18 protein-coding genes, 1 tRNA gene and 1 pseudogene are annotated in these 18,662 nt (G+C 70.8%); 4 read left to right on the top strand and 16 right to left on the bottom strand.

Features of this window, described 5'->3' with window-relative positions:
• Nucleotides 1-99: 99 nt before the first annotated feature.
• Nucleotides 100-1,053, bottom strand: a complete 954-nt coding sequence (locus tag ACFVFQ_RS27580) for an alcohol dehydrogenase catalytic domain-containing protein (protein WP_383420813.1) — start codon at nucleotides 1,051-1,053, stop codon at nucleotides 100-102.
• 48 nt (nucleotides 1,054-1,101) lie between these two features.
• A pseudogene (locus ACFVFQ_RS27575) lies at nucleotides 1,102-1,265 on the bottom strand (3-oxoacyl-ACP reductase); the annotation flags it as partial.
• Nucleotides 1,266-1,464: 199 nt separating this feature from the next.
• Between ACFVFQ_RS27575 and ACFVFQ_RS27570 the strand changes: the two are divergent.
• The 4 genes from ACFVFQ_RS27570 (at nucleotide 1,465) to ACFVFQ_RS27555 (ending at nucleotide 4,980) form a co-directional block, all read left to right on the top strand.
• A tRNA-Met gene (locus ACFVFQ_RS27570) sits at nucleotides 1,465-1,538 on the top strand.
• A gap of 553 nt (nucleotides 1,539-2,091) precedes the next feature.
• On the top strand, nucleotides 2,092-2,295 hold the full coding sequence (locus ACFVFQ_RS27565; protein ID WP_383420767.1) for a cold-shock protein: 204 nt from the start codon (nucleotides 2,092-2,094) through the stop codon (nucleotides 2,293-2,295).
• Nucleotides 2,296-2,382: 87 nt separating this feature from the next.
• Nucleotides 2,383-4,002 carry a DEAD/DEAH box helicase gene (locus ACFVFQ_RS27560; protein ID WP_383420765.1) on the top strand — a complete coding sequence of 540 codons (1,620 nt, stop codon included), beginning with the start codon at nucleotides 2,383-2,385 and terminating at the stop codon, nucleotides 4,000-4,002.
• 246 nt (nucleotides 4,003-4,248) lie between these two features.
• A complete protein-coding gene (locus ACFVFQ_RS27555) occupies nucleotides 4,249-4,980 on the top strand; it encodes a dienelactone hydrolase family protein (protein WP_383420763.1) in 732 nt (243 codons plus the stop codon).
• A 93-nt stretch (nucleotides 4,981-5,073) separates the two neighbouring features.
• Here ACFVFQ_RS27555 and ACFVFQ_RS27550 read toward each other — a convergent pair whose 3' ends face one another.
• From ACFVFQ_RS27550 to ACFVFQ_RS27485, 14 genes are all read right to left on the bottom strand, one after another.
• Nucleotides 5,074-6,414, bottom strand: coding sequence for a hypothetical protein (locus tag ACFVFQ_RS27550; RefSeq protein WP_383420759.1), 1,341 nt, complete (start codon nucleotides 6,412-6,414; stop codon nucleotides 5,074-5,076).
• Nucleotides 6,411-7,469, bottom strand: a complete 1,059-nt coding sequence (gene truD, locus ACFVFQ_RS27545; protein ID WP_383420757.1) for a tRNA pseudouridine(13) synthase TruD — start codon at nucleotides 7,467-7,469, stop codon at nucleotides 6,411-6,413. Before truD ends, ACFVFQ_RS27550 begins: the two co-directional genes overlap by 4 nt.
• A 4-nt stretch (nucleotides 7,470-7,473) precedes the next feature.
• Nucleotides 7,474-7,767 (bottom strand): hypothetical protein, encoded by a 294-nt coding sequence (locus ACFVFQ_RS27540; protein ID WP_383420755.1) that lies wholly within the window; start codon nucleotides 7,765-7,767, stop codon nucleotides 7,474-7,476.
• Complete coding sequence (locus tag ACFVFQ_RS27535; protein ID WP_383420754.1) at nucleotides 7,760-9,028, bottom strand: acetyl-CoA carboxylase biotin carboxylase subunit family protein; 1,269 nt, start codon at nucleotides 9,026-9,028, stop codon at nucleotides 7,760-7,762. Before ACFVFQ_RS27535 ends, ACFVFQ_RS27540 begins: the two co-directional genes overlap by 8 nt.
• Nucleotides 9,009-9,899, bottom strand: coding sequence for a hypothetical protein (locus ACFVFQ_RS27530; protein ID WP_383420752.1), 891 nt, complete (start codon nucleotides 9,897-9,899; stop codon nucleotides 9,009-9,011). Before ACFVFQ_RS27530 ends, ACFVFQ_RS27535 begins: the two co-directional genes overlap by 20 nt.
• Nucleotide 9,900: 1 nt before the next feature.
• The gene (locus ACFVFQ_RS27525) at nucleotides 9,901-10,698 is read right to left on the bottom strand and encodes a tyrosine-protein phosphatase (RefSeq protein ID WP_383420750.1); all 798 of its coding nucleotides are present in this window, start codon (nucleotides 10,696-10,698) and stop codon (nucleotides 9,901-9,903) included.
• Nucleotides 10,699-10,771: 73 nt separating this feature from the next.
• The gene (locus tag ACFVFQ_RS27520) at nucleotides 10,772-11,734 is read right to left on the bottom strand and encodes an ATP-binding cassette domain-containing protein (RefSeq protein ID WP_383420748.1); all 963 of its coding nucleotides are present in this window, start codon (nucleotides 11,732-11,734) and stop codon (nucleotides 10,772-10,774) included.
• Complete coding sequence (locus ACFVFQ_RS27515) at nucleotides 11,735-12,538, bottom strand: ABC transporter permease (RefSeq protein WP_383420746.1); 804 nt, start codon at nucleotides 12,536-12,538, stop codon at nucleotides 11,735-11,737.
• 3 nt (nucleotides 12,539-12,541) lie between these two features.
• The gene (locus ACFVFQ_RS27510) at nucleotides 12,542-13,366 is read right to left on the bottom strand and encodes an ABC transporter permease (protein WP_383420744.1); all 825 of its coding nucleotides are present in this window, start codon (nucleotides 13,364-13,366) and stop codon (nucleotides 12,542-12,544) included.
• Nucleotides 13,347-14,942 (bottom strand): hypothetical protein, encoded by a 1,596-nt coding sequence (locus ACFVFQ_RS27505; RefSeq protein ID WP_383420742.1) that lies wholly within the window; start codon nucleotides 14,940-14,942, stop codon nucleotides 13,347-13,349. The genes ACFVFQ_RS27510 and ACFVFQ_RS27505 overlap by 20 nt, the downstream gene beginning before the upstream one ends.
• Complete coding sequence (locus tag ACFVFQ_RS27500) at nucleotides 14,923-15,516, bottom strand: adenylate kinase (protein WP_383420740.1); 594 nt, start codon at nucleotides 15,514-15,516, stop codon at nucleotides 14,923-14,925. Before ACFVFQ_RS27500 ends, ACFVFQ_RS27505 begins: the two co-directional genes overlap by 20 nt.
• Before the next feature lies 1 nt (nucleotide 15,517).
• Nucleotides 15,518-16,183, bottom strand: coding sequence for a 2OG-Fe(II) oxygenase (locus ACFVFQ_RS27495; RefSeq protein WP_383420738.1), 666 nt, complete (start codon nucleotides 16,181-16,183; stop codon nucleotides 15,518-15,520).
• 1 nt (nucleotide 16,184) lies between these two features.
• On the bottom strand, nucleotides 16,185-17,303 hold the full coding sequence (locus tag ACFVFQ_RS27490) for an aminotransferase class I/II-fold pyridoxal phosphate-dependent enzyme (protein WP_383420736.1): 1,119 nt from the start codon (nucleotides 17,301-17,303) through the stop codon (nucleotides 16,185-16,187).
• The gene (locus ACFVFQ_RS27485) at nucleotides 17,300-18,661 is read right to left on the bottom strand and encodes a B12-binding domain-containing radical SAM protein (protein WP_383420734.1); all 1,362 of its coding nucleotides are present in this window, start codon (nucleotides 18,659-18,661) and stop codon (nucleotides 17,300-17,302) included. Before ACFVFQ_RS27485 ends, ACFVFQ_RS27490 begins: the two co-directional genes overlap by 4 nt.
• Nucleotide 18,662 lies beyond the last annotated feature (1 nt).

Below are 18,662 nucleotides of genomic sequence, written 5' to 3'. Positions count from 1 at the left end.
GGCTGGCAGAGGGCGTTGAGGCCCCACCACGCGCCGTTGGTCCGCTCACCGCGCGAAAGCAAGCCATTGCTCAGCACGCGTGACAGGGACCCTGGTCCGTCAGGGCAGCAGGATGACCTTGCCGAACTTGCCCGGCCCGGCCAGGCGGTTGTAAGCGTCGGCGAACCGGTCGAGCGGGAAGGTCGCGTCGACGGGTACCCGCAACCGCCCCTGCGCCAGCAGGAGCACCACGGACGTCCGCATGGTGGCGGCCAGGAGCGCCTTCTCGGCGTGCGAGCGCCCGCGGATGGTGGTGCCGATCAATTGGGCACGCGCGAGCATGAGGTCGAACATCCGCAGCGATGCCGTGGTGCCGGCCTGGACTCCAACGACGAGGACCTTGCCCCGGCTGCGGAGCAGGGCGACCCGCCGCAGACAGTCCTCGCCGCCGACCAGTTCCACGATCACGTCGTACGGCGCGTGCGCGGCCTCCTGGTCGCACGTCACGACCTCCACCCGGCCGTCCGGGGCAAGTGCCTTGACGCGGCTGTGGAGTTCGGGCCGGCGCACGCTGGCGACGACGTGTGCCCCGGAGACCGCGGCGACCTGGACCATGGCCGTACCCACCCCGCCCGCGGCGCCACTGACCAGCACCCGGTCGCCGGCGCGGACCCCCGCCTGGTCGACCAGGGCGTCCCAGGCGGTGCTGAACGCCTCGGGGAAACCGGCCGCCTCCTCCCACGGCAGGCCCTCCGGCACCGGCAGGAGAAGATCGGCGGGGACCGCGATCCGCTCGGCGTGGCCGCCCCCGCCGACCAGCGCCATCACCCGGTCCCCGGGCTCAACTCCCGTGACGCCGGGGCCGACCCGCTCGACCTCGCCCGCGACCTCCAGGCCGGGCACGTCGGCCGGCCAGCCAGGTGGCGCCGGGTAATCCCCGCGCGCCTGCTGCAAGTCAGCGGCGTTCAGCCCGGCGGCCCGCACCCGGAGCACCACGGCCCCGGGACCCGCGACCGGCTCCGGACGCTGCGCCAACTGGAAGGTGCCCTGAGGGTCGATCACTACGGAGCGCATGAGGGCAATGTATGCCCGCGGTCGCGCGGGCCTGGGGCTAGGGTCCCGGCCGCCGAGTTCGGTGCGGACGTGGCCGGGGCACATGAGCAGCAGCGTGTGCGCGGCGTCCGCGTACCGGCGGCGTAGCTGCGCATCAGCTGGTTCAGGGCGGACTTGCTGGCGCGGTAGACGTCCTGGCCGCCGTTGGTGTTCTGGGTGAGGCTGCCTTGGCGCAAGGGGGGCGCGAGGGCATGACGCCCCGGCGTTCGAGACCTGCCGGTCCGCTGCCGCGGACCGGCGCGAGAAGCTGCTGCGCGACTTCCTGAAGATCGTCACCGCGACGCTGCGACGGGGCTGAGCGGTGAGTGCGGCATCGCGGCAGGGCGCCGATTCGGAGAATCGGCATGCGTCACGTAGAGTTCATCGAGCCGACGCGGGGTGGAGCAGCTCGGTAGCTCGCTGGGCTCATAACCCAGAGGTCGCAGGTTCAAATCCTGTCCCCGCTACTCAAAAGCGAAGGCCCGGTATCTATCCACCGGGCCTTCGCTGTATCCAGAAGCCGTATGTAGAAGCTGTACGCAGAAGCTGTATGCAGAACCAGGCAGGTTTGCACCTCGCCTCGTCGACGGCTCGATCGCTTCGCCGCCCCGCTCGGGCAGTGACGTCTCGGATCAGGGACCTCACGGACAGGGGCGCCACGACGGAACCGGACCACGGACTCGCTCTCGGGCGACCCGTATCCGCCCCCCACCCTCCCGTAACCGTCAGCGGTGAACTGGTCGCTCTCGGTTACCTCTTGGCGTTCGTTACGACACACTCGGGGCCCGGCAGGCAAGCGGGCGGGCGGCTGGCGCAACGTCGCGGTCATCGAGGGCCCTGCGGGTCCCGGCGTGGACTTCGATGATCCACCACGGGCGCCAGGCTGTGCTAAAGTTCAAGCGTTGCAGTTGTGGTACCCATGAACCAATGTGCGCCTGACGGGAATGTTTATCCATCGGGCGCATTATTTGTTTTCCGGCATCTCCGGATGGGGCCTCTGCCTACAGAAGGAGAAATGTCATGGCACAGGGAACCGTGAAGTGGTTCAACGCCGAAAAGGGTTTCGGCTTCATTGAGCAGGACGGCGGCGGCCCCGACGTCTTCGCCCACTACTCGAACATCCAGGCCCAGGGCTTCCGTGAGCTCCAGGAGGGCCAGCGGGTGTCGTTCGACGTCACGCAGGGCCAGAAGGGCCCGCAGGCGGAGAACATCGTCCCCGCCTAATCGCCGGACGCGTATCCGCTTACCGGGGTCCGCACCGCCATGGTGCGGACCCCGGTTTGCGCTGTTTCCAGAAAGGCAGATAACTGCATGCCCCGAAGGCCCCAGAAGTCGAACCGACGCGCCTCGTCGTCCCCGTCGTCCGCGCCGCCTCCGAGAGAATTCCGGTTGCCGGAGAGCACGACGCCCGCACTCCCCGCCGTCGAGGACTTCGCCGGTCTGGACATGCCCGCGGGGCTGCTCAAGACCCTCACCGCGCAAGGTGTGACCACTCCCTTCCCCATCCAGGCCGCCACGCTGCCCAACTCGCTTGCCGGCCGGGACCTGTTGGGACGTGGACGCACCGGCTCCGGTAAGACCCTCGCGTTCGGGCTGGCGCTGCTGGCCCGCACGGCCGGGCAGCGGTCCGAGCCCAAGAAGCCGCTGGCCCTCGTGCTGGTGCCCACCCGCGAACTCGCCCAGCAGGTGACGGACGCGCTGACCCCCTACGCGACCGCGGTGAACCTCCGCCTGGCGACCGTGGTCGGCGGGCTGTCGATCACCAAGCAGGCCAATGCGCTCCGGCGCGGCGCCGAGGTGGTCGTGGCGAGCCCCGGCAGGCTCAACGACCTCGTGGAGCGCGGGGATTGCGTGCTCAGCGACGTGCGCATCACGGTGCTGGACGAAGCCGACCAGATGACCGACATGGGCTTCCTGCCGCAGATCACCAAGCTGATCGAGCAGGTGCGGCCCAACGGTCAGCGCCTGCTCTTCTCCGCCACCCTGGACCGCAACATCGACCGCCTGGTGCAGCGGTTCCTGGTCGATCCCGTGGTGCACTCCGTGGACCCGTCCGCGGGAGCGGTGACCACCATGGAGCACCACGTGCTCCACATGCAGGACGAGACCGACAAGAAGGCCGTCACCACGCGCATCGCGGCCCGTGACGGCCGGGTCATCCTCTTCCTCGACACCAAGAGGTCCGCCGACCGGCTCGCCAAGCGGCTGCTGTCCGTCGGTGTCCGCGCGGCGGCACTGCACGGCGGTCGCTCCCAGCCGCAGCGCAACCGCACCCTGGAACAGTTCAAGAACGGCCAGGTCACCGCGCTGGTGGCGACGAACGTCGCGGCCCGGGGCATACACATCGACGATCTCGACCTCGTGGTGAACGTCGATCCCCCCGCCGACCACAAGGACTACCTCCACCGGGGCGGCCGCACGGCCCGCGCCGGCGGTTCCGGCAGCGTGGTCACACTGGTCCTGCCCGACCAGAAGCGGGACGTCAACCGACTCATGTCGGACGCGGGCATCCGCCCCCGGACGGCCCGGATCAAGTCGAGCGACGCCGAACTGGCCACCATCACCGGCGCCCGCGAGCCGTCCGGTGTGGCCGTCACCATCGAGGTCCCCCAGCCGGCTACCCCGGCGGCGTCCCGCCCGGATCGCAAGGCCGGGGACAAGCCCGGCGGGCGATCCGGCCGCCGACGCCGAGGCGGCGGGGCCAAGTCGGCCGCAGGCGCTGCCCCCAGGACGGGTGGCCGGGGCTCCGACCGCCGAGCCGCGGCCGGGGCGACGGCGTCCGGTGGCGCTTCGGCAAACGGTGGCAGCGGTTCCGGCCGCCGAGCGGGAGCCGGCGGGCGAGCCGGAGCCGGCGGGGCGAAGGGCGGTGCCGCCAGGACCGGCGGACGCGGTTCGGACCGCCGAGGCGGCCGCCGCACCTCCGCCACCTGAGCCGCACCAGGCGGCGTTGATCCTGCGCCCCTGGTCGCCTCGATTCGGTTGGGCCGGGAAGCGTTGGTGGGTTGGTTGGGGCGTAGGCGATCCCCACGGTGTTCTCGCCTGCGCCCGGGTCAAGTCGGGTCGCGATGAGGGGTCTTGTGAGCCGTCGGCGCGTTGCGGGGGCGCGCCCGCCCGTGCTCTTCTGCCTGCGGTGAACGCCTGCCCGGCCGGACTCGATGATCACTAGAGTCCGGTCGCATGACGACAGTTACCACGCGCACGGTCGAGTACTCGGCCGACGGCCTCACGATGATCGGGCATCTCGCGCTCCCGGCCGGTACCGATCGCCGACCCGCGGTCCTGGTCGGGCCCGAGGGGACGGGCCTCAGCGACGTCGAGCGCCGCCGGGCCGATGCCCTGGCCGAGTTGGGGTACGCGGCGCTGGCCTTCGACCTCCACGGCGGGCGCTATCTGGACGACCCCGAGGAAATGCTGGCCCGTTGCATGCCGCTGCTCGCCGACCCCGACCGGATGCGGGGCATCGGCCACGCGGCGCTCGACGTGTTGCGCGCCGAGCCGCGGACCGACCCCGACCGGATCGCCGCGATCGGCTACGGCACCGGGGGCGCGATCGCGCTAGAACTCGGGCGCGACGGCGTCGACTTCCGCGCCATCGCGACAGTCAACGGACTGATCACCGGCCGACCGGGCGAGGCGGCGCGCATCCGCTGCCCGGTGTGGGCCGGGGTCGGATCGGAAGACCCGATCATGCCGCCCGCCCAACGGGACGCGTTCACCGCCGAGTTGCAGGACGCGGGCGTCGACTGGCGCCTGGTTGTCTACGGCGGCGCCCTGCACGCCTTCCACCACCCCTCGGTCAACCACACCGTGCGCCCCGGCGTCGGCCACCACCCACGGCACGCGCAGCGCGCCTGGCGCGATGTCGTCGCCCTGCTCGACGAGTGCCTGCCGGTATCCGTAACGGAGTGAACTGACCTGGCTGGCAACGCGGTTCCGGACTGTGGGCCGGGCCGGCCGGTTGCCACCACCGGCGCTCCGGGGGAAGACGGCGCCGGCCGTTGGTCAGGGCTCGGACCGGACATGCGCTCCCAGCTTCACCAGGTCGGTGACCAAGTCCTCGTAGCCGCGCACGAGATGTTCGGCGCCGTGCACCCGGACCTGGCCGGGCACCGCGAGGGCGGCGAGCAGTAGGGCGGCTGCGGCGCGGAGGTCGCCGCCGGCCACTGACTGGTCCGGGCGGTTGGGTGGACAGCCGCCGCGGATCCGAGCCCGGGCCTCGGTCACCTCGATGTCGGCGCCGAGCCGTCGGAGTTCCGGGACGTGCGTGAAGCGGCGGCGCCACACGGTTTCCCGGAGGTGCGAGACACCTGGTGCGAGTGTCGCCAGGAGCATGAAGAAGGGTTGGCTGTCGCTGTAGATGCCGTGCGAGGCGACCGTGACGTCGACCGGTGCGTTCGGTGGTTCGCCGGTCAAAACCAGGGTGTCTGCCGCGGGTTGCCAGTCCAGGCCCATGTCACGGGCGACGGCGATCTCCGGCGCCAGGCCCGCCGCCAGGCGGTTCGGCGTCAGGCCGGTCAGTCGGATCGTGCTGCGGGTCAGGGCGGCGGCCGTGGCCCAGGTGACCACCGTGATCAGATCGCTGACCAGCATGTGCTGCACGGGGCGGCCGTGACCGCCGTCCGGACGGCCCTCGATCAGCAGATCGCCCTCGGGTGTGTAGTGCGCGGGGCGGCCAGTGGCGTCGAGCAGGCGGACCAGCTCGGTGACGTCGGGCTTCGGATAGGGATGCCGCAGCCGGGTGGTGCCGCGCGCCGAAGCCGCCGTGAGGATCGCCATCTTGGTGGCCCCCGAGTACAGCGGTCCGGTGCGCAGCTTCCGGTCCGCTGTCCAGTCGCGCAGGTCCAGTTCGCAAGCGGTCAGTTGGTCGGCGCGCACGGTCAGAGAACCATCGGGACCGACCGTGACCTCGGCGCCGAACCGCTGGAGCACCTCGGCGTACTGGCGTACCGGACGGATACCGGAGCCTTCGTCGCCGATCTGGCAACCGCCGGAGACCGGAAGGTGTACCCGGCCGGAGCGGGCCAGGAGGGCGGGCAGCAGGTAGACCGCACCGTGGATGCGTTCGACCAACTGCGGGTCCAGTGACTGCCCGGTCAGGCCCGCGGGGTCGACGAGCACCGTCCGGCCGTTCCTGCGCACCTGGGCGCCGAGCGCCTGCGCCAAGGTGAGCAGTACCCGGGTCTCCTCGATGGCGGGGCAGTTGTCGATGGTCACCGTCGAGCGGCCGGTGAGCGCGCCGGCGAGGACGGTGACGAAGGCGTGCTTGAACCCCGGTACACGTAGTTCGCCGTGCAGTTCGTGGCCGCCTTGCACCAGCAGCGCGGGGGTGGAGTTGGCGCTCACTGCGCGGCCGCCTGGAGCTGGTGGAAGAACTGGCCGACCGCGGTGGTGCCGTAGGAGCCCGAGCCGAGGAAGAACTTGAGCGTGCACCTCCACGACCCCGGGGCGCTCTCGTCCTCGGTGACCTCCCCGACGCGTATTTGGGTCTGCACGGCGGCCGGCCGCGCCGAGGGGGATGAGGCCATCTGCCCGTCCCGCCAGCGCCAGCTGTCGTAGCGCAGGCCCAGGCCGTCCCGCAGGACTGCCAGGACCCCGTCGGCCGTGGTGGGGAAAAGGTACGGGATGCCCTCGCGCACCTCTTGGACCATGTGGTCAGCGCAGTTCGTGCGGACCAGGTCGCTCACCTGACGGTTCCAGGCGGCGGAGGCGTGGGAGGAGAGGAAGAAGGCGACCCGGCGCTGGTCCAGAGAGCTGAAGAACTCGGCGGCGGGGCCGGTGAAGCGCTGTGCGGCGGTCGCCTCGGCGGATCCGGACTCGCGGACCAGCTCCAGGGCGCGGCCGTGATCACCGTCGAGGAGTGCCTGGCCTATCAGGTGGGTGCGTTTGGGGCCCGTGGGCACTCCGAAGCGCTGGGTGTCGTAGTAGTTGACGAAGTACAGGCTGCGCCGGCCGCGGATGCCGTCGAGCCGTTCGGCCTGTGCCTGGTTCAGATGACGCACCACGATGTGGAAGCTGTTGCCGTCCAGCTCGCCCACCCCGAGCGCCAACGGTCCGTAACCGTGGTGACGCAGCATCAGGAAGGGCGGGTGGCCCTGTTGGTGTTCGCCCGCGCCGTGTTCGGTGTTGAACTGCTCGATGCGTTCGAGGGTCAACAGGCCGGTGAGTGAGATGAGTTGGTCGGTGATCGCGTCCTCGTCCTTGAGCCCCGCGTAGCCGACCTCGCGTGCGTCCAGATCGCAGAAGGCGGACAGCGTGTCGATCGCCTCGAACGTGGTGTAGCCACGCTTGCGCAGCCGCACGTAGTGGTACGGGGTGCCTGCGGTGTCGGGTGCGGTGGTGGGCAGGACCAGGCTCTCCGAGACCAGGAAGTCGGCTGGGAACTTCTTCAGCAGCGTCATCGGTTCACCGCCGCCCGCGGAGCAGGGCCGGTTGGTCCGACCCCCGGGTGGGGGCGGAGCCGGAACGTCGTGTAGCCATGGGGGTCTCCTCGAAGTGGGCGGCATCGAAGTCCGCTCCGTGGACGTGCTCGAACGCCTTGCGGGACGGGAAGCGGTCCCCGGCGCGGTGCATCAGCCGTGCGCCGGGGCGCAGTTGGCCAACTGCCTGGTACCTGGCCGCGTGGCGCGGGCTGTGGCGTGCCCCGAAGGGCCTGGCCCGCGGCGTCACGGTGGGGCCCGCATGGTGCCTGCTAGGCACGGTTGTCCTCCGCGGTGCCGGTCTTGCCCCGTACGATCTGGTCCATCCGGTGGTGGTACCAGGCGACGAGGTCGTGGGCGCGTTGTGTCACATGGGCCTCGTCCTTGCCCGTCAGCACGGCGCGGACGACGGCGAAGGAGACGGGTCGGCCGGTACGTGCGCCCCGCGTGCGGCGTTCGCGTTCCGCCATGACCACCCCGTCCTGGGCGAGAACCTCCTCGGTGTCCGGTCCCTCGTCCACCACTCCGGGTGCCGCGGACAGGCGGAGGAAGCCGAACGCCTCGTCGGCGAGGTGGGTCGACGGCGGCGGTGCCGGAAGATCGAGGAGCGCCGCCGCCCACTGGGCGTGCAGGTCCACTCCGAGCTTGCGCCGAACGACCTCGTCGATGCGCCCGCCTGCCACCCGGCCCGCGCACTCGCCGAATACCAGTGACCCGTCGGGCTGTTCGAACGCCTCCATGTGGAAGACGCCGTCGTCGTGCCCGAGGGCGGCCAGGGCACGGGTCGCCAGGGACCGGCTGCGCGAGTAGAGGTCGGCATCGCGTCGGGGGTCGGTGACCACGGAGCCCATCGGCCCGCCGTGGTGGGTGTCGAGGACGTTCCCGAGGTACTGGGAGACCGCGAGCGCCGTCACCTCGCCTGCCCGCACCGCACCGTCCAGATGAATCTCGGGCCCCGCAACGAACTCCTCGACCTGCCAGGGGCCGTCGCCGCCGGGTCGGTAGGTCCATGTGCGGGCGTGTGCGGGAGAGTGCAACCGCTCGGCCCCGAGGCTGCCGTGGCCGTTCAGCGCTTTGACGACGGCCGGGAACCCGATGGGCGTCAAGGGCACTTCGGCCGGTGAATCGGCCACGACGGAGCTCGCCGTGGGGATGCCTGCCGTGCGGATCAGGTGCTTCTGGAGCGCCTTGTCGCGCAGGGCGAGGGCGGTGGCCAGCGGCAGTGCCCTGGTACCGCCCAGTGCGCCCAGTACGGAGGCGGTGACCACCCGGAGTTCGTGGGATGGGGCCACGGCGGCGTGGTCCTGTGGTCGCAGGCCCGCGCGGGCCAGGGCGGAGAGGACGGCCTCGGTGTCGGCGGAATCGGCGGCGACCACCGTCCGTTCGACCAGCCCGCTCCTTCGGGCGGCGGCCGCCTCGGACGGCTCGGTCACGCACGTCACGCGGGCGCCCAGGTCGACCAGGGCTGCCGCGGCGCGCCCGGTGTTCCAGCCCAGGAGCAGTACCCGCCCCGCCCGTGCGTCAGCCCCGGGCGGCGCCATGCCGGGCCTCCAGTGCGGTCTCGTAGGCCAGCAACAGGTCGTCGGTGATGAAGTCCCGCACGTGGTAGTGGAAGGGGGCGCCGATGCGGAATCCGCCGATGTGCAGCCGCAGTTGGTCGTCGAAGGCGTGGCTGACGTGGGGGCGCCACTCGCGGGCCGATTCCGGCACCCCGGGCCAGCCTTGGACGCATGCCTTCATGTGGACGAAGTGCGGTGTGCCTGGGCAGGGGCCGGCGGCGATGTCCTCAAGACCGTTGTCCCGGATGGCCAGGAGAAAGGCGGAGTCTGAGGAGAACGGCACGCGGGGGTTGCCGAAATGGTGTGCGCAGGTCCCGGCCCAGTCCTCCAGGTAGCCCGACATGGTGGCGAACAACCGCTCGGCCACCGGTCCGCGCCGGAAGTAGCAGAACCCGTTGTGCAGATCGGGCAGGCCGATCCGGTACAGCTCCTTGCGCAGGGGGTTGTGCTCGATCGGCTCCCCTCGATAGGTGACCGCGGTCCCGCCGACGAGGTCCGCCGACGTCATCACCTCCCACCATGGGGAGACATCGTCGAAGAAGAGGGTGTCAGCATCGACCGTCACGGTTTCCCGATACGGGCTCAGGTCGTACATCCGCACGTAATTGTCCACGCGCCAGTGCTTGTTGACGAAGTCCGGCCGGGCATCCGGGATCGCGATGACGTGGTCGAAGACCTGCCGGTAGCGGTCCGGCAGGTGCTGCGAACGCGGCACGATGACGCTCAGTCCGGTGACGGCGGACTGCGTCAGTCGGAGCGACAGCGCAAGGCAGTAGGCCATGCGCAGGTAGTCGGCGCCTTCGTGGTTGAAGGCATGGGTGAGGTAGCCGCGCCCAGTGGGGGGTGAGGTCACGTCAACTCCTGTCGGTGTCGGGTTGCGGGTGCGCGACGCCATCGAGGACGGCCGCGCGGGGAGCGCCGAGGGTGATGTGGCGGGCCCGGCGCACGGTGCTCGACCGCAGTCCGTGGTCCATGAGGAACCGTCGGACGGAGCCGTGTTCGTGCTCCAGGCCACAGAGCAACGTCCGGAGGATGTAGCCGGGGGTGGCGGTGCGCGCGGCCAGCTCGCGCGGGGCGAGGCCGCTCGCCCATGGCAGCAGTCGCGTCGCGGCCGGGTCCCGGCGGAACAGCCGGCCGGTCAGGGCGTGGTCGCGGGCGAGGTCCGCCAGTCGCACGCCCATCGCGCGCAGGGCGAGCGCGCACACCACGGAGGTACGGTCCTTGCCGGCCGAGCAACAGATCATCAGCGGCAGCCGCTCCGGCTCGGCGAGCACGCCGACGAGCTCGGCGGCCGTGGGCGCGGCCAGCCGGGCCAACTGGCGGTAGTAGGCGAGGTAATGGGACGGCTGGGGCGTGCCACCGGTCTTGATCACCGACCGGTCGGCAACCAGCGGCCGGGACAGCACGGTGACGTCCGAGGGCGGTTTCTGGCCGGCGCTCTCGCGGCCACCCCGCAGGTCGACGACGAGGCGCAGGCCGGCGTGGTCGGTCAACGGGCCGATGGCGGCAGCGGCCCCGCGATACATCAGTCCCGGCCTGACGTAGAGGCCGGAGTCGGCGCGCAGGCCCGCGAGGTCCCGGGCGTTCGGCGCACCGGGGATGACCCGGGATCCCTGCGCGGGACGGGGCGTTGGTGGGCTGGACACGGTCATGCCTCCGTGAGGGCGGCGACTGGTCGCCGGGGCCGGCGGGCCGGGGCGGAGGTGGTGTGCGGTGTGTCCTGACTCATCGGTGCTCCGTCTCGTGCAGGGCCCGGACCAGGTCTTCGACGTCGGGTTCGTTGATGGTGAGGTCGACGATGCGGGCCTGCTTCGCGATCTCCGCGATCAGTCGGTCCGGGGGCAGGGACCGGGTGGAGAAGCTCAGCCACTGGCGCGGGCCTTCGACCTTGCTGACCCTGGCGCCAGGTATCCGCAGCGGTGGGTGGGGGTCGGTGAGGTCGACCACGAGGGTGCGCTCCAGACCGTGCGCCACCATCAGTCGGCTGATCGAGTCGTCGCAGATCAGCTTGCCTTTGGAGAGCACGAGCAGCCTGGAGCACATGCGCTCCAGGTCGGCCATGTCGTGGGTGGTGAGCAGGATGGTGACGCCTTGTTCGCGGTTGAGGGTGGTCAGGAACGCGCGGATGCGCTGCTTGGCGATGACGTCGAGGCCGATGGTGGGTTCGTCGAGGAAGAGCACGTCGGGGCAGTGGAGCACGGAGGCGGCCAGTTCGCCGCGGATCCGCTGGCCGAGGCTGAGCTGCCGCACCGGGACGGGCAGCAGGTCGGTGAGGCCGAGTACGTCGACGAGTTCGTCGAGGCGTGCGCGGTAGCGGGCGGCGTCGACCCGGTAGATGTAACGGAGTTGCTCGAAGGAGTCCCGCAGCGGCAGGTCCCACCACAGTTGGATGCGCTGGGCGGACATGGTGCCCAGGCGGTGGGCGGTCTTGGCGCGTTCGTCGAACGGGTCGTGGCCAAGTACCCGTACCTGGCCGGCGGTTGGTGCCAGGACACCGGTCAACAATTTGATCGACGTGGACTTGCCCGCGCCGTTGGCCCCGAGGTACCCGACGAACTCGCCGGCGGCCACGGAGAAGCTGAGGTCGTCCACCGCGGCCACCTCCTCCCGCGTTCTGCGGAACCGGCCGGTCTTCGTGCGTACCGTGAAGGTGCGGGTGACGCTCCGCATCTCGATGGGGTCGGTCATTCAGCCTCCCGGGCTCCGGTAGTGGCGGACGGAGATGCGCCACACGAGCGCGGCGGCGCCCGCGGTCACCGCGGCGACCAGGGGCGTGGCGAGGCGGACCGCAGTGGGCAGTCCCGCCGCGTCCGGCTTGTCGAGCACCCAGCTCACGGGCAGGTACGACACGAACCCGAGGGGGACGACGAACAGCACGAACGACCTCAGCCAGGCCGTGTAGACGTCGAGCGGGTACTGGACGAGGAAGCTCGTGCCCGCGGAGAAGACACTCACCAGCCCGTCGGCCCCGTTGGCCCAGAACGAGGCGGAAGCGGCCACGATCCACAGCGACCCCATGATCACCGCACCGCCCACCACCGACGAGAGCAGCACCAGAACCCTCTCGGCGGTCCACAGCGTTGCGGGGTAGCGGGCTGTCACCACGACGAGCACCACCACCGCCTGGAGCAGACGCCCCGCACGGCGCAGCAGGAAGTCCGTCGCCAACAGATGGACGAAGGTCGGTCCCGGCCGTAGCAGCAGGGTGTCGAACGAGCCGTCACGCACCATCGTCGGAAGTTGATCCAAGCTCCCCAGCGTGAGCTCGCACAGGGCGTAGGACAGTGACGAGACCGCGTAGAGCAGCGCCACCTGGTTGACCGTCCAGCCACCGAGTCGGGAGATGTCGCCGAAGAGCAGGACGATCGTGGCGAAATCCAGGGCGGTGAAGGCGAAGTTGCCCGCAAGCGAGAGGGCGAAACTGGTCCGGTACTGCATCTGCGACCGTACTTGCACACGGGCGAGCCGGAGCAGGAGCGCGAGGGCGAACACCGGTCAGCCTCCCTGGATCACGACGTGCCGGCGAGCGACGGCGAGCAGCCACCGCCCGGCCGCCAGGAGGAGCAGCGCCCACAGCGCCTGACGGGCCAGCGCCGCGACGGTCTGCAGACCCGTCATGTGTCCGGTGAAGACGTCCACGGGCACCTGGACGATCGAGGGGAAAGGGGTGGCCGCCGCCACTGCTTGCAGCCAGTGGGGGAAGAAGCCGGTCGGCAGGACGAACCCGGAGAGCAGATTCACCAGGATGACCGCGATCAGCGCCACCCCGCGGTAGTCCAACAGCCAGAACGAGGACAGGCTGTAGAGAAAGCGGAACAGCGTGCTCACCACGACCGCGAGCCAGATGCTGGCGAGGAACGCCAGCCAACCCAGCACACCCGGCGGTCCGGTGAGCCCGTAGAACACCCAGCCGACCAGCATCGGCGGCACTCCGCGATACAGCAGGTGATACCAGGCCCGCCCCAAGTCGGCCGCCAGATACGCCGACTGCAGGTGCACCGGCCGGACCAGATCGGCCACGATCTGACCACTCCGCACCCGGGTGGCCAGTTCGGCGTCGCCGTAGATCCGGACGACGGTCATCAGCCCCTGGACCAGCCACACATAGGTGAGGGCCTGGGCGACGTGATAGCCACCGATCTCCCGGGGATCGGCGTAGATACCGCGCATGATCGCGGAACGGAGCACGCCGAACAGCACGGTGGTGGCCAGACCGAGCAGCGATGCCTTGGCGTAGGTGGCATAGCGCCGGTATCCGTAGCGGGCCAGTTCGGCGTGAGCGCGCACGTGCGCGGCGGGGCTAGCCGTGCGTGCGCTCATACGCCTTGACGGTGGCCCGCCGGAAGTACTGATGGATCTCGTTCCGCGTCGCCCGGCCCGCGAGTATCGCCTCCAGCGCCTCGCCGAAGGTCCGGCGGCCTCCGTGCAGCGCCATGTCCTCGTCGGGGTCCAGGAGCTGTCCCGCCTGTGCGGCGAATTCCGCGTTGCCGCGCAGCCAGTGCTCGATCGGCTTGTGCTCGTTGGTGGTGGGAACGGCGATGCGGTTGCGGGCGAGAGAGGGTTGTCTGCGCTCCAGGAGGGTGTCATAGAAACGGTTGTCGACGCGCCAGGCGTTGGGCAGCTCCAGCGCGGACTCGAACACGTCGATGTCCTCGAACACCGAGTAGTGGGGGATCTTCCCGAGGGTGTGGAACAGCCCACACTGTTTGACGGACATGCTCATGCTCTGGAAGTTGAAGCCGCGCCTGCGTTGGACCCCCGAACCGCCCAGGCCGGCGAGCTCCTGGGTGACGTCCGCGACGATCCCCTCGGCGGCGGCCGCGCCGACGTCTTCCTTGGCGAGCTCGCGGATCAGGTCGGCGGCGATCCCGCGGTCGTCCTGCGGACCGTTCTCGGGCTGGTGTCCCTTGTCGCTGAAGAGGTGGTCGCCGAGCCTGCCCGACAGCAGCGCGCGGGCGCCCGTGACGAGCGCGTCCCGCCCGGGCAGGTACTTGCACCACTCCAGGTCCGCCATCGGCTGGTGGCGCAGCGAAGCGGCGAAGTACCGGGGCAGTTCGCGGTTGCGGCCGGCGAAGTCGAGCGGGGTGCCGAGGGCCCGGGCGACCTGGTCGGCCGCCCGCCCCGCGCTGCTGTGCCGCTCGCCGAAGAAGTAGCCGGTCAGCTTCATTCCGGCGGCGGTGCAGGCGGCGCCGGTCACGCGTGAGTCGTGTCCGCCGCTGATGCCCAGCAGAGCGGGGCCGTCCTGCGGCGCGCATGCCTCGATCCGCCGGCCCGCCTGCTCGATCAGCTGCCAGCACCGATCCAGGGCCTCGTTCACGTCCCCTGCCGCGGGCTCGAAGCGGTAGCGCCAGCTGCGTCCCCGGCGCACCGTTCCGGCGTCCAGGGCCAGCAGGGTGCCCGGGGGCTGCCGGCGGACCCCGCGGGCGAAGGTCCGGCCGTTCACCGTGGCTCCAAGGACCCGGAAGGCATCCGCCGCCCGCTCGTCCAAACGCCTGGCGGAGGCGGGTAGTTGAGGCAGCAGTGCGGCAAACGCGTTGCTGACTGCGAAGCCGCGCACCGCCCGGTCCGGGCCCTCGATCCAGGCGTACAGGTCGGCGACGCCCAGATGGTCGTTGAAGGCCAGCAGCCGGGTCCCGCTCGGCCGCGCGCACAGGTACGCACCGGCGTATCTGCCCTTCACCGAGGCCCAATCGGCCGCGGTGCTCGCGTCGGCCGTGCTCCGCAGCATCCGCAGCAGCCGCTCGGGGGTCATGCCGCTATCGGGGTAGAGCACCCCCTCGAAGAGGAGGAGATCGTGCCCGGGGCGCCCGAGCACCGTCACCCGGTCGTCTCGCACCACGCGCAGACCCGGCAGGCCCTGCGCATCAGCCGACCCGTCAGCGGCCACCAAGAACATCGCTGCCCCTCCCACCATCCCGGTCACCACGGCCGCCGAACTCCGCCCCGTGCCCGGGGCCCACTCCCCGGCCCCCGGCCAGATACGCCGCCGCCTGGGCCGGTGTGCACAGCCGCACCACGGTGCCGTCGAACCGGGCCAGCATCCGCCGCTCCTGTTCCCGGCGGGTGCGGAAGTCGAGCAACACCTTCACCACCGGGTGCCGACGGCTCAGCACACCCCGCCACGATTCACGATTGCCCGCCCACAGCGTCTCCCGCCTCAACAGCCGCCGCACGGTACGGCGCAGCACCCGGCCGAGCACCACGCCCCGACTCAACTCCAGCCAGATCGCGGTGTCCGCCCGGGACCACAACCGCGGCAGCACCTCCGCATAGGCGGTCGAGTCGGCGACCCAGCCGTCCGTCGCGGTGAGCGCGACGACGTCGTCCGCAAAGGACGCCCGCACGCCCCATCGCGGGCCGTGCCGCAGCGCGTCCAGTTCGACATGGCGCAGGCCCAACTGCCGTGCGAGCGCACGGGCCAGGGTCGACTTGCCCGCGCCGCAGATACCGACGATCAGGATGTTCCGCATCTCACCTCTGTCCCGGGCCCGCGGCCGCGTCGGCGGGCCGGGCGAAGTGCACTAGCAGCGTCTTCCTGTCGTGCGGGCCGGCGCCGGTGACCGGTGGTACCGCGTGCCAGGCGTGCTCGGTGCGGACCATCAGCACCGAGGTCCCGACGAGGGGGAACACCTCCTGGCTGCAGTCGTCGATGTCGGCGGAACGCAGCACGCGCAGCGCGCCGGACCACCGCGGCTGCCACTCCGCGTTGAGATAGAACAGATGGGTGACCACCTTGTCGGGGCGATCGACGTGGGGTTCGATCCAGCAACTGTCCGCGTAGCGGACCAGCCGGATGTCCAGCACGGTGCCGGTGAGGTCGGCTCCCGTCGCTGCGCTGACGGCGGTGCGGTAAGCGGTGCCTGTGAGGTCGTCCAGGAGCAGCCGCCAACGCGGGGAGAGCCTACCGATGTTGTGCTGGTCCGGTTCCCCGAACCTGACGAGTTGGTAGTTGTACGTCCGGTAGCGCTTGCGGCCGGGTTCGGCGGTGTCCCGGACGTCGTAGTGGAAGCCCTCGGTGGGGAACTCCGCGACCAGGGCGTCCTGGTGGTCGGCGAAGCTGTCGTGCAGCACGGCGTGCGGGTAGGGATGCGTCGACAGCGGCGCGGAGCCGATGGCCGCGAGGTTGAGCAGGGTCATCTCAATTCCCCGTCGGGGTCGCGAGGTTGGTCAGGGTGTCCATCACCCGTCGGACGGCGGCGAGGCTCGGCGTGGCGATGCGCAGCCCTCCGGAGAATCCGGGCTCCGCGTTCAGCAGTCTGGTCCGGATGCCGTCCGCCAGCAGCGCCGCGTACACCCGTGCGGCGGCGTCGGGCTCGGCGTCGAAGGCCACGAAGTTCGTCTGGGTGGGCCGGGCCGACCAGCCCGGGAGGGCCTCCTCGACGCCGCGGGCCAGTGCCGTCCTCGCCGTCCGTACCTCGGCGCGTGCGGTGTCGAAGACCGCGGGTTCGGCCAGGGCGTGTTCCAGCAGTGCCAGACTCGCGTGGGACAGCATGCCGTCGGGCGCCCATCGGGCCAGGTAGTCGATGACCGACGGCTGGGCCAGTACCGCGCCCAGCCGGGCGCCGGCGAGGCCGTGACTCTTGGAGAAGCTGTTGATCCGCAGGACGTTGTCCCACGTCTGAAGCCCTTGGAGGGTGGCCTCCTCGTCGTCGGCGTAGGCCAGGTAACAGGTGTCGATCACCACGACGCTGCCGTGGCGGTGGGCCGCCGCCACCGCCTCGGTGAGCTGGGCGCGGGTGTGGAGCTGACCGGTGATGCTGTCGGGCTGGGTGATCACCAGTACCGACGGCGGCCCGGACAGCAGCCGGTCGATCAGCGAGGTGACGGCCATCGGCGCCCGGTGCGGCATGTCGACACCGTCGAGACGAAAGCCGAAGCGGGTGGCGCACCGGCTCCAACTGTCGAAGTGCGGGCGGGCGATGACCAGGCGGCCGGCCGGCGCGGCGAGTGCCTCGCAGACCAGCTGGATGGCGTAGTCGGAACCGGGGGTGAGCAGGACACGCGTCGGATCCTGCCCGAAGTGGGCGGCGACGGCGTCGCGGTAGGGGTCGGTCAGGGGGTACTCGACGGCGGTGACGGAGGAGAGCTTGCCGAGTCGCTCGGCATGCCACTGCGCCACGGCAGGATGCAGCAACTCACAGCTCTTGAGGTTGAGTTGACCGGCCACATGGTTCCGGCTGCGGGGAGCGAGGTCCCACACGCCGGCCGCGGTCGGGAACCAGTCCCGCAGGGAGCGTTTTGGGGTTCGCGCCGTCATGACCGGGAACTCGCCCCCGCGTCGGTGCCGCGCCGCTCCCTGACCTGTTCGCCGACCCGGGTCAGGTGGCGCTCGCGGCCGAAGACGATGTCGTACGCCCGTTGTCGCTCGGCCGGATCGGGGAAGATGCCGTCGGGCAGGATCTGCCGGTTGTGCAGCGAGAGGGCGTCCACGGACATCCCGGGGTGCAGCAGTTCGTGTGGGCTGTACATGGTGGGACGCACGCGCCCGCCAACGGCCCGCACCCGGTCGGCGGCCGCCTGCGCGTCGGCGACGCTGGTGCCCGGCAGCCCGACGATGACGAAGCAGTTCAACTCGACGCCGGCGCGCGCACACCAGCTGGCGAGCGCTTCGACGGCGTCCTCGCTCTTGCGTTTCAGCCGTGGCAGGGCGGCGTGCCCGGACTCCGCCAGGGTCTCCACGCCCACACTGACCCGCACACACCCGCTGCGGCCCATCAAGGCCACCAACTCCTCGTCGAGGTGGTGCACCGTGGTCGCGCATTTCCACGGGTACCGGGCGCCCCGTTCCACCAGTTGCTCACACAGTCGTACCGTCCAAGCCCGGTTGAGGGTGAACGTCGGTGCGTAGAAGGCGACGTACTCGAAGGGAAGCGCGGCGAAGGACTGCTCGATGTACTCCACCACGTGCTCCACCGAGGCGCGCCGATCCGGTTTGCCGAAGACCGCCGGGACCTCACAGTAGTCGCAGCCGACCGGACATCCCCGGGCCGCCGGGACCACCAGCTCCCGGCGGCCCGGGATGCCACAGAACTTGTTCTGGTCGTCCCGGTACAACCAGTCGTAGGCGTGGTACGGAATCTCCGAGACCTCGGGCATCACCCAGTCCGCGGCGGACAGCACGCCCCCGGGCGCGACCGGTGCGACCCAGTCACCGCCCACGCGGAGCCAGACCCCGGGCAGGGCGCCGGCCGTCACCCGGTCTTCGGCCACGGCGCGGACGAACGCCGCCACCCCCGGTTCGTAGTCGCCCGAGCCGACGATCGCGTCCAGGTCGAAGCGGGTGAAGATCTCCGGTTGCATACCGCTGAGCCGCCCGAACGTCACCAGCCGGGCCCGTGGCGCCAGTTGCCTGGCGTAGGTGAGGAAGCGGGTCAGCCCGTCCACACCGTCCAGGTCGTTGGTGATCGCCACCACGTCGTAGCCGCCCTGGTGGAGGAGGTCGCCGACCTCCTTCCACGTTCGGGATTCGACGGAGGCGTCGAGGGTGTCCACCCGCTCGACGTCCGGCAGCCGACGGAGGTAACTGGCCACGCTGTAGATCAGGTTGTGGTGACCGGCGTTGAAGTAGCTGAGGACCTGGGGTGGCCAGATCACGAGAACGCGCAGAGCAGGCATG

The organism is Streptomyces sp. NPDC057743 (assembly GCF_042798755.1).
In the GTDB taxonomy this organism is placed as follows: domain Bacteria; phylum Actinomycetota; class Actinomycetes; order Streptomycetales; family Streptomycetaceae; genus Streptomyces.
This window is presented reverse-complemented; position numbering and strand designations above follow the sequence as displayed.

What these genes read in the sequence shown, in the direction of transcription:
- ACFVFQ_RS27520 (WP_383420748.1), bottom strand. Translation starts at nt 11,734, where the DNA reads ATGACCGACCCCATCGAGATGCGGAGCGTCACCCGCACCTTCACGGTA.
- ACFVFQ_RS27565 (WP_383420767.1), top strand. Translation starts at nt 2,092, where the DNA reads ATGGCACAGGGAACCGTGAAGTGGTTCAACGCCGAAAAGGGTTTCGGC.
- ACFVFQ_RS27525 (WP_383420750.1), bottom strand. Translation starts at nt 10,698, where the DNA reads ATGACCGTGTCCAGCCCACCAACGCCCCGTCCCGCGCAGGGATCCCGG.
- ACFVFQ_RS27555 (WP_383420763.1), top strand. Translation starts at nt 4,249, where the DNA reads ATGACGACAGTTACCACGCGCACGGTCGAGTACTCGGCCGACGGCCTC.
- ACFVFQ_RS27505 (WP_383420742.1), bottom strand. Translation starts at nt 14,942, where the DNA reads ATGTTCTTGGTGGCCGCTGACGGGTCGGCTGATGCGCAGGGCCTGCCG.
- ACFVFQ_RS27510 (WP_383420744.1), bottom strand. Translation starts at nt 13,366, where the DNA reads ATGAGCGCACGCACGGCTAGCCCCGCCGCGCACGTGCGCGCTCACGCC.
- ACFVFQ_RS27500 (WP_383420740.1), bottom strand. Translation starts at nt 15,516, where the DNA reads ATGCGGAACATCCTGATCGTCGGTATCTGCGGCGCGGGCAAGTCGACC.
- ACFVFQ_RS27495 (WP_383420738.1), bottom strand. Translation starts at nt 16,183, where the DNA reads ATGACCCTGCTCAACCTCGCGGCCATCGGCTCCGCGCCGCTGTCGACG.
- ACFVFQ_RS27580 (WP_383420813.1), bottom strand. Translation starts at nt 1,053, where the DNA reads ATGCGCTCCGTAGTGATCGACCCTCAGGGCACCTTCCAGTTGGCGCAG.
- ACFVFQ_RS27535 (WP_383420754.1), bottom strand. Translation starts at nt 9,028, where the DNA reads ATGGCGCCGCCCGGGGCTGACGCACGGGCGGGGCGGGTACTGCTCCTG.
- ACFVFQ_RS27560 (WP_383420765.1), top strand. Translation starts at nt 2,383, where the DNA reads ATGCCCCGAAGGCCCCAGAAGTCGAACCGACGCGCCTCGTCGTCCCCG.
- ACFVFQ_RS27490 (WP_383420736.1), bottom strand. Translation starts at nt 17,303, where the DNA reads ATGACGGCGCGAACCCCAAAACGCTCCCTGCGGGACTGGTTCCCGACC.
- truD (WP_383420757.1), bottom strand. Translation starts at nt 7,469, where the DNA reads ATGACGCTGCTGAAGAAGTTCCCAGCCGACTTCCTGGTCTCGGAGAGC.
- ACFVFQ_RS27485 (WP_383420734.1), bottom strand. Translation starts at nt 18,661, where the DNA reads ATGCCTGCTCTGCGCGTTCTCGTGATCTGGCCACCCCAGGTCCTCAGC.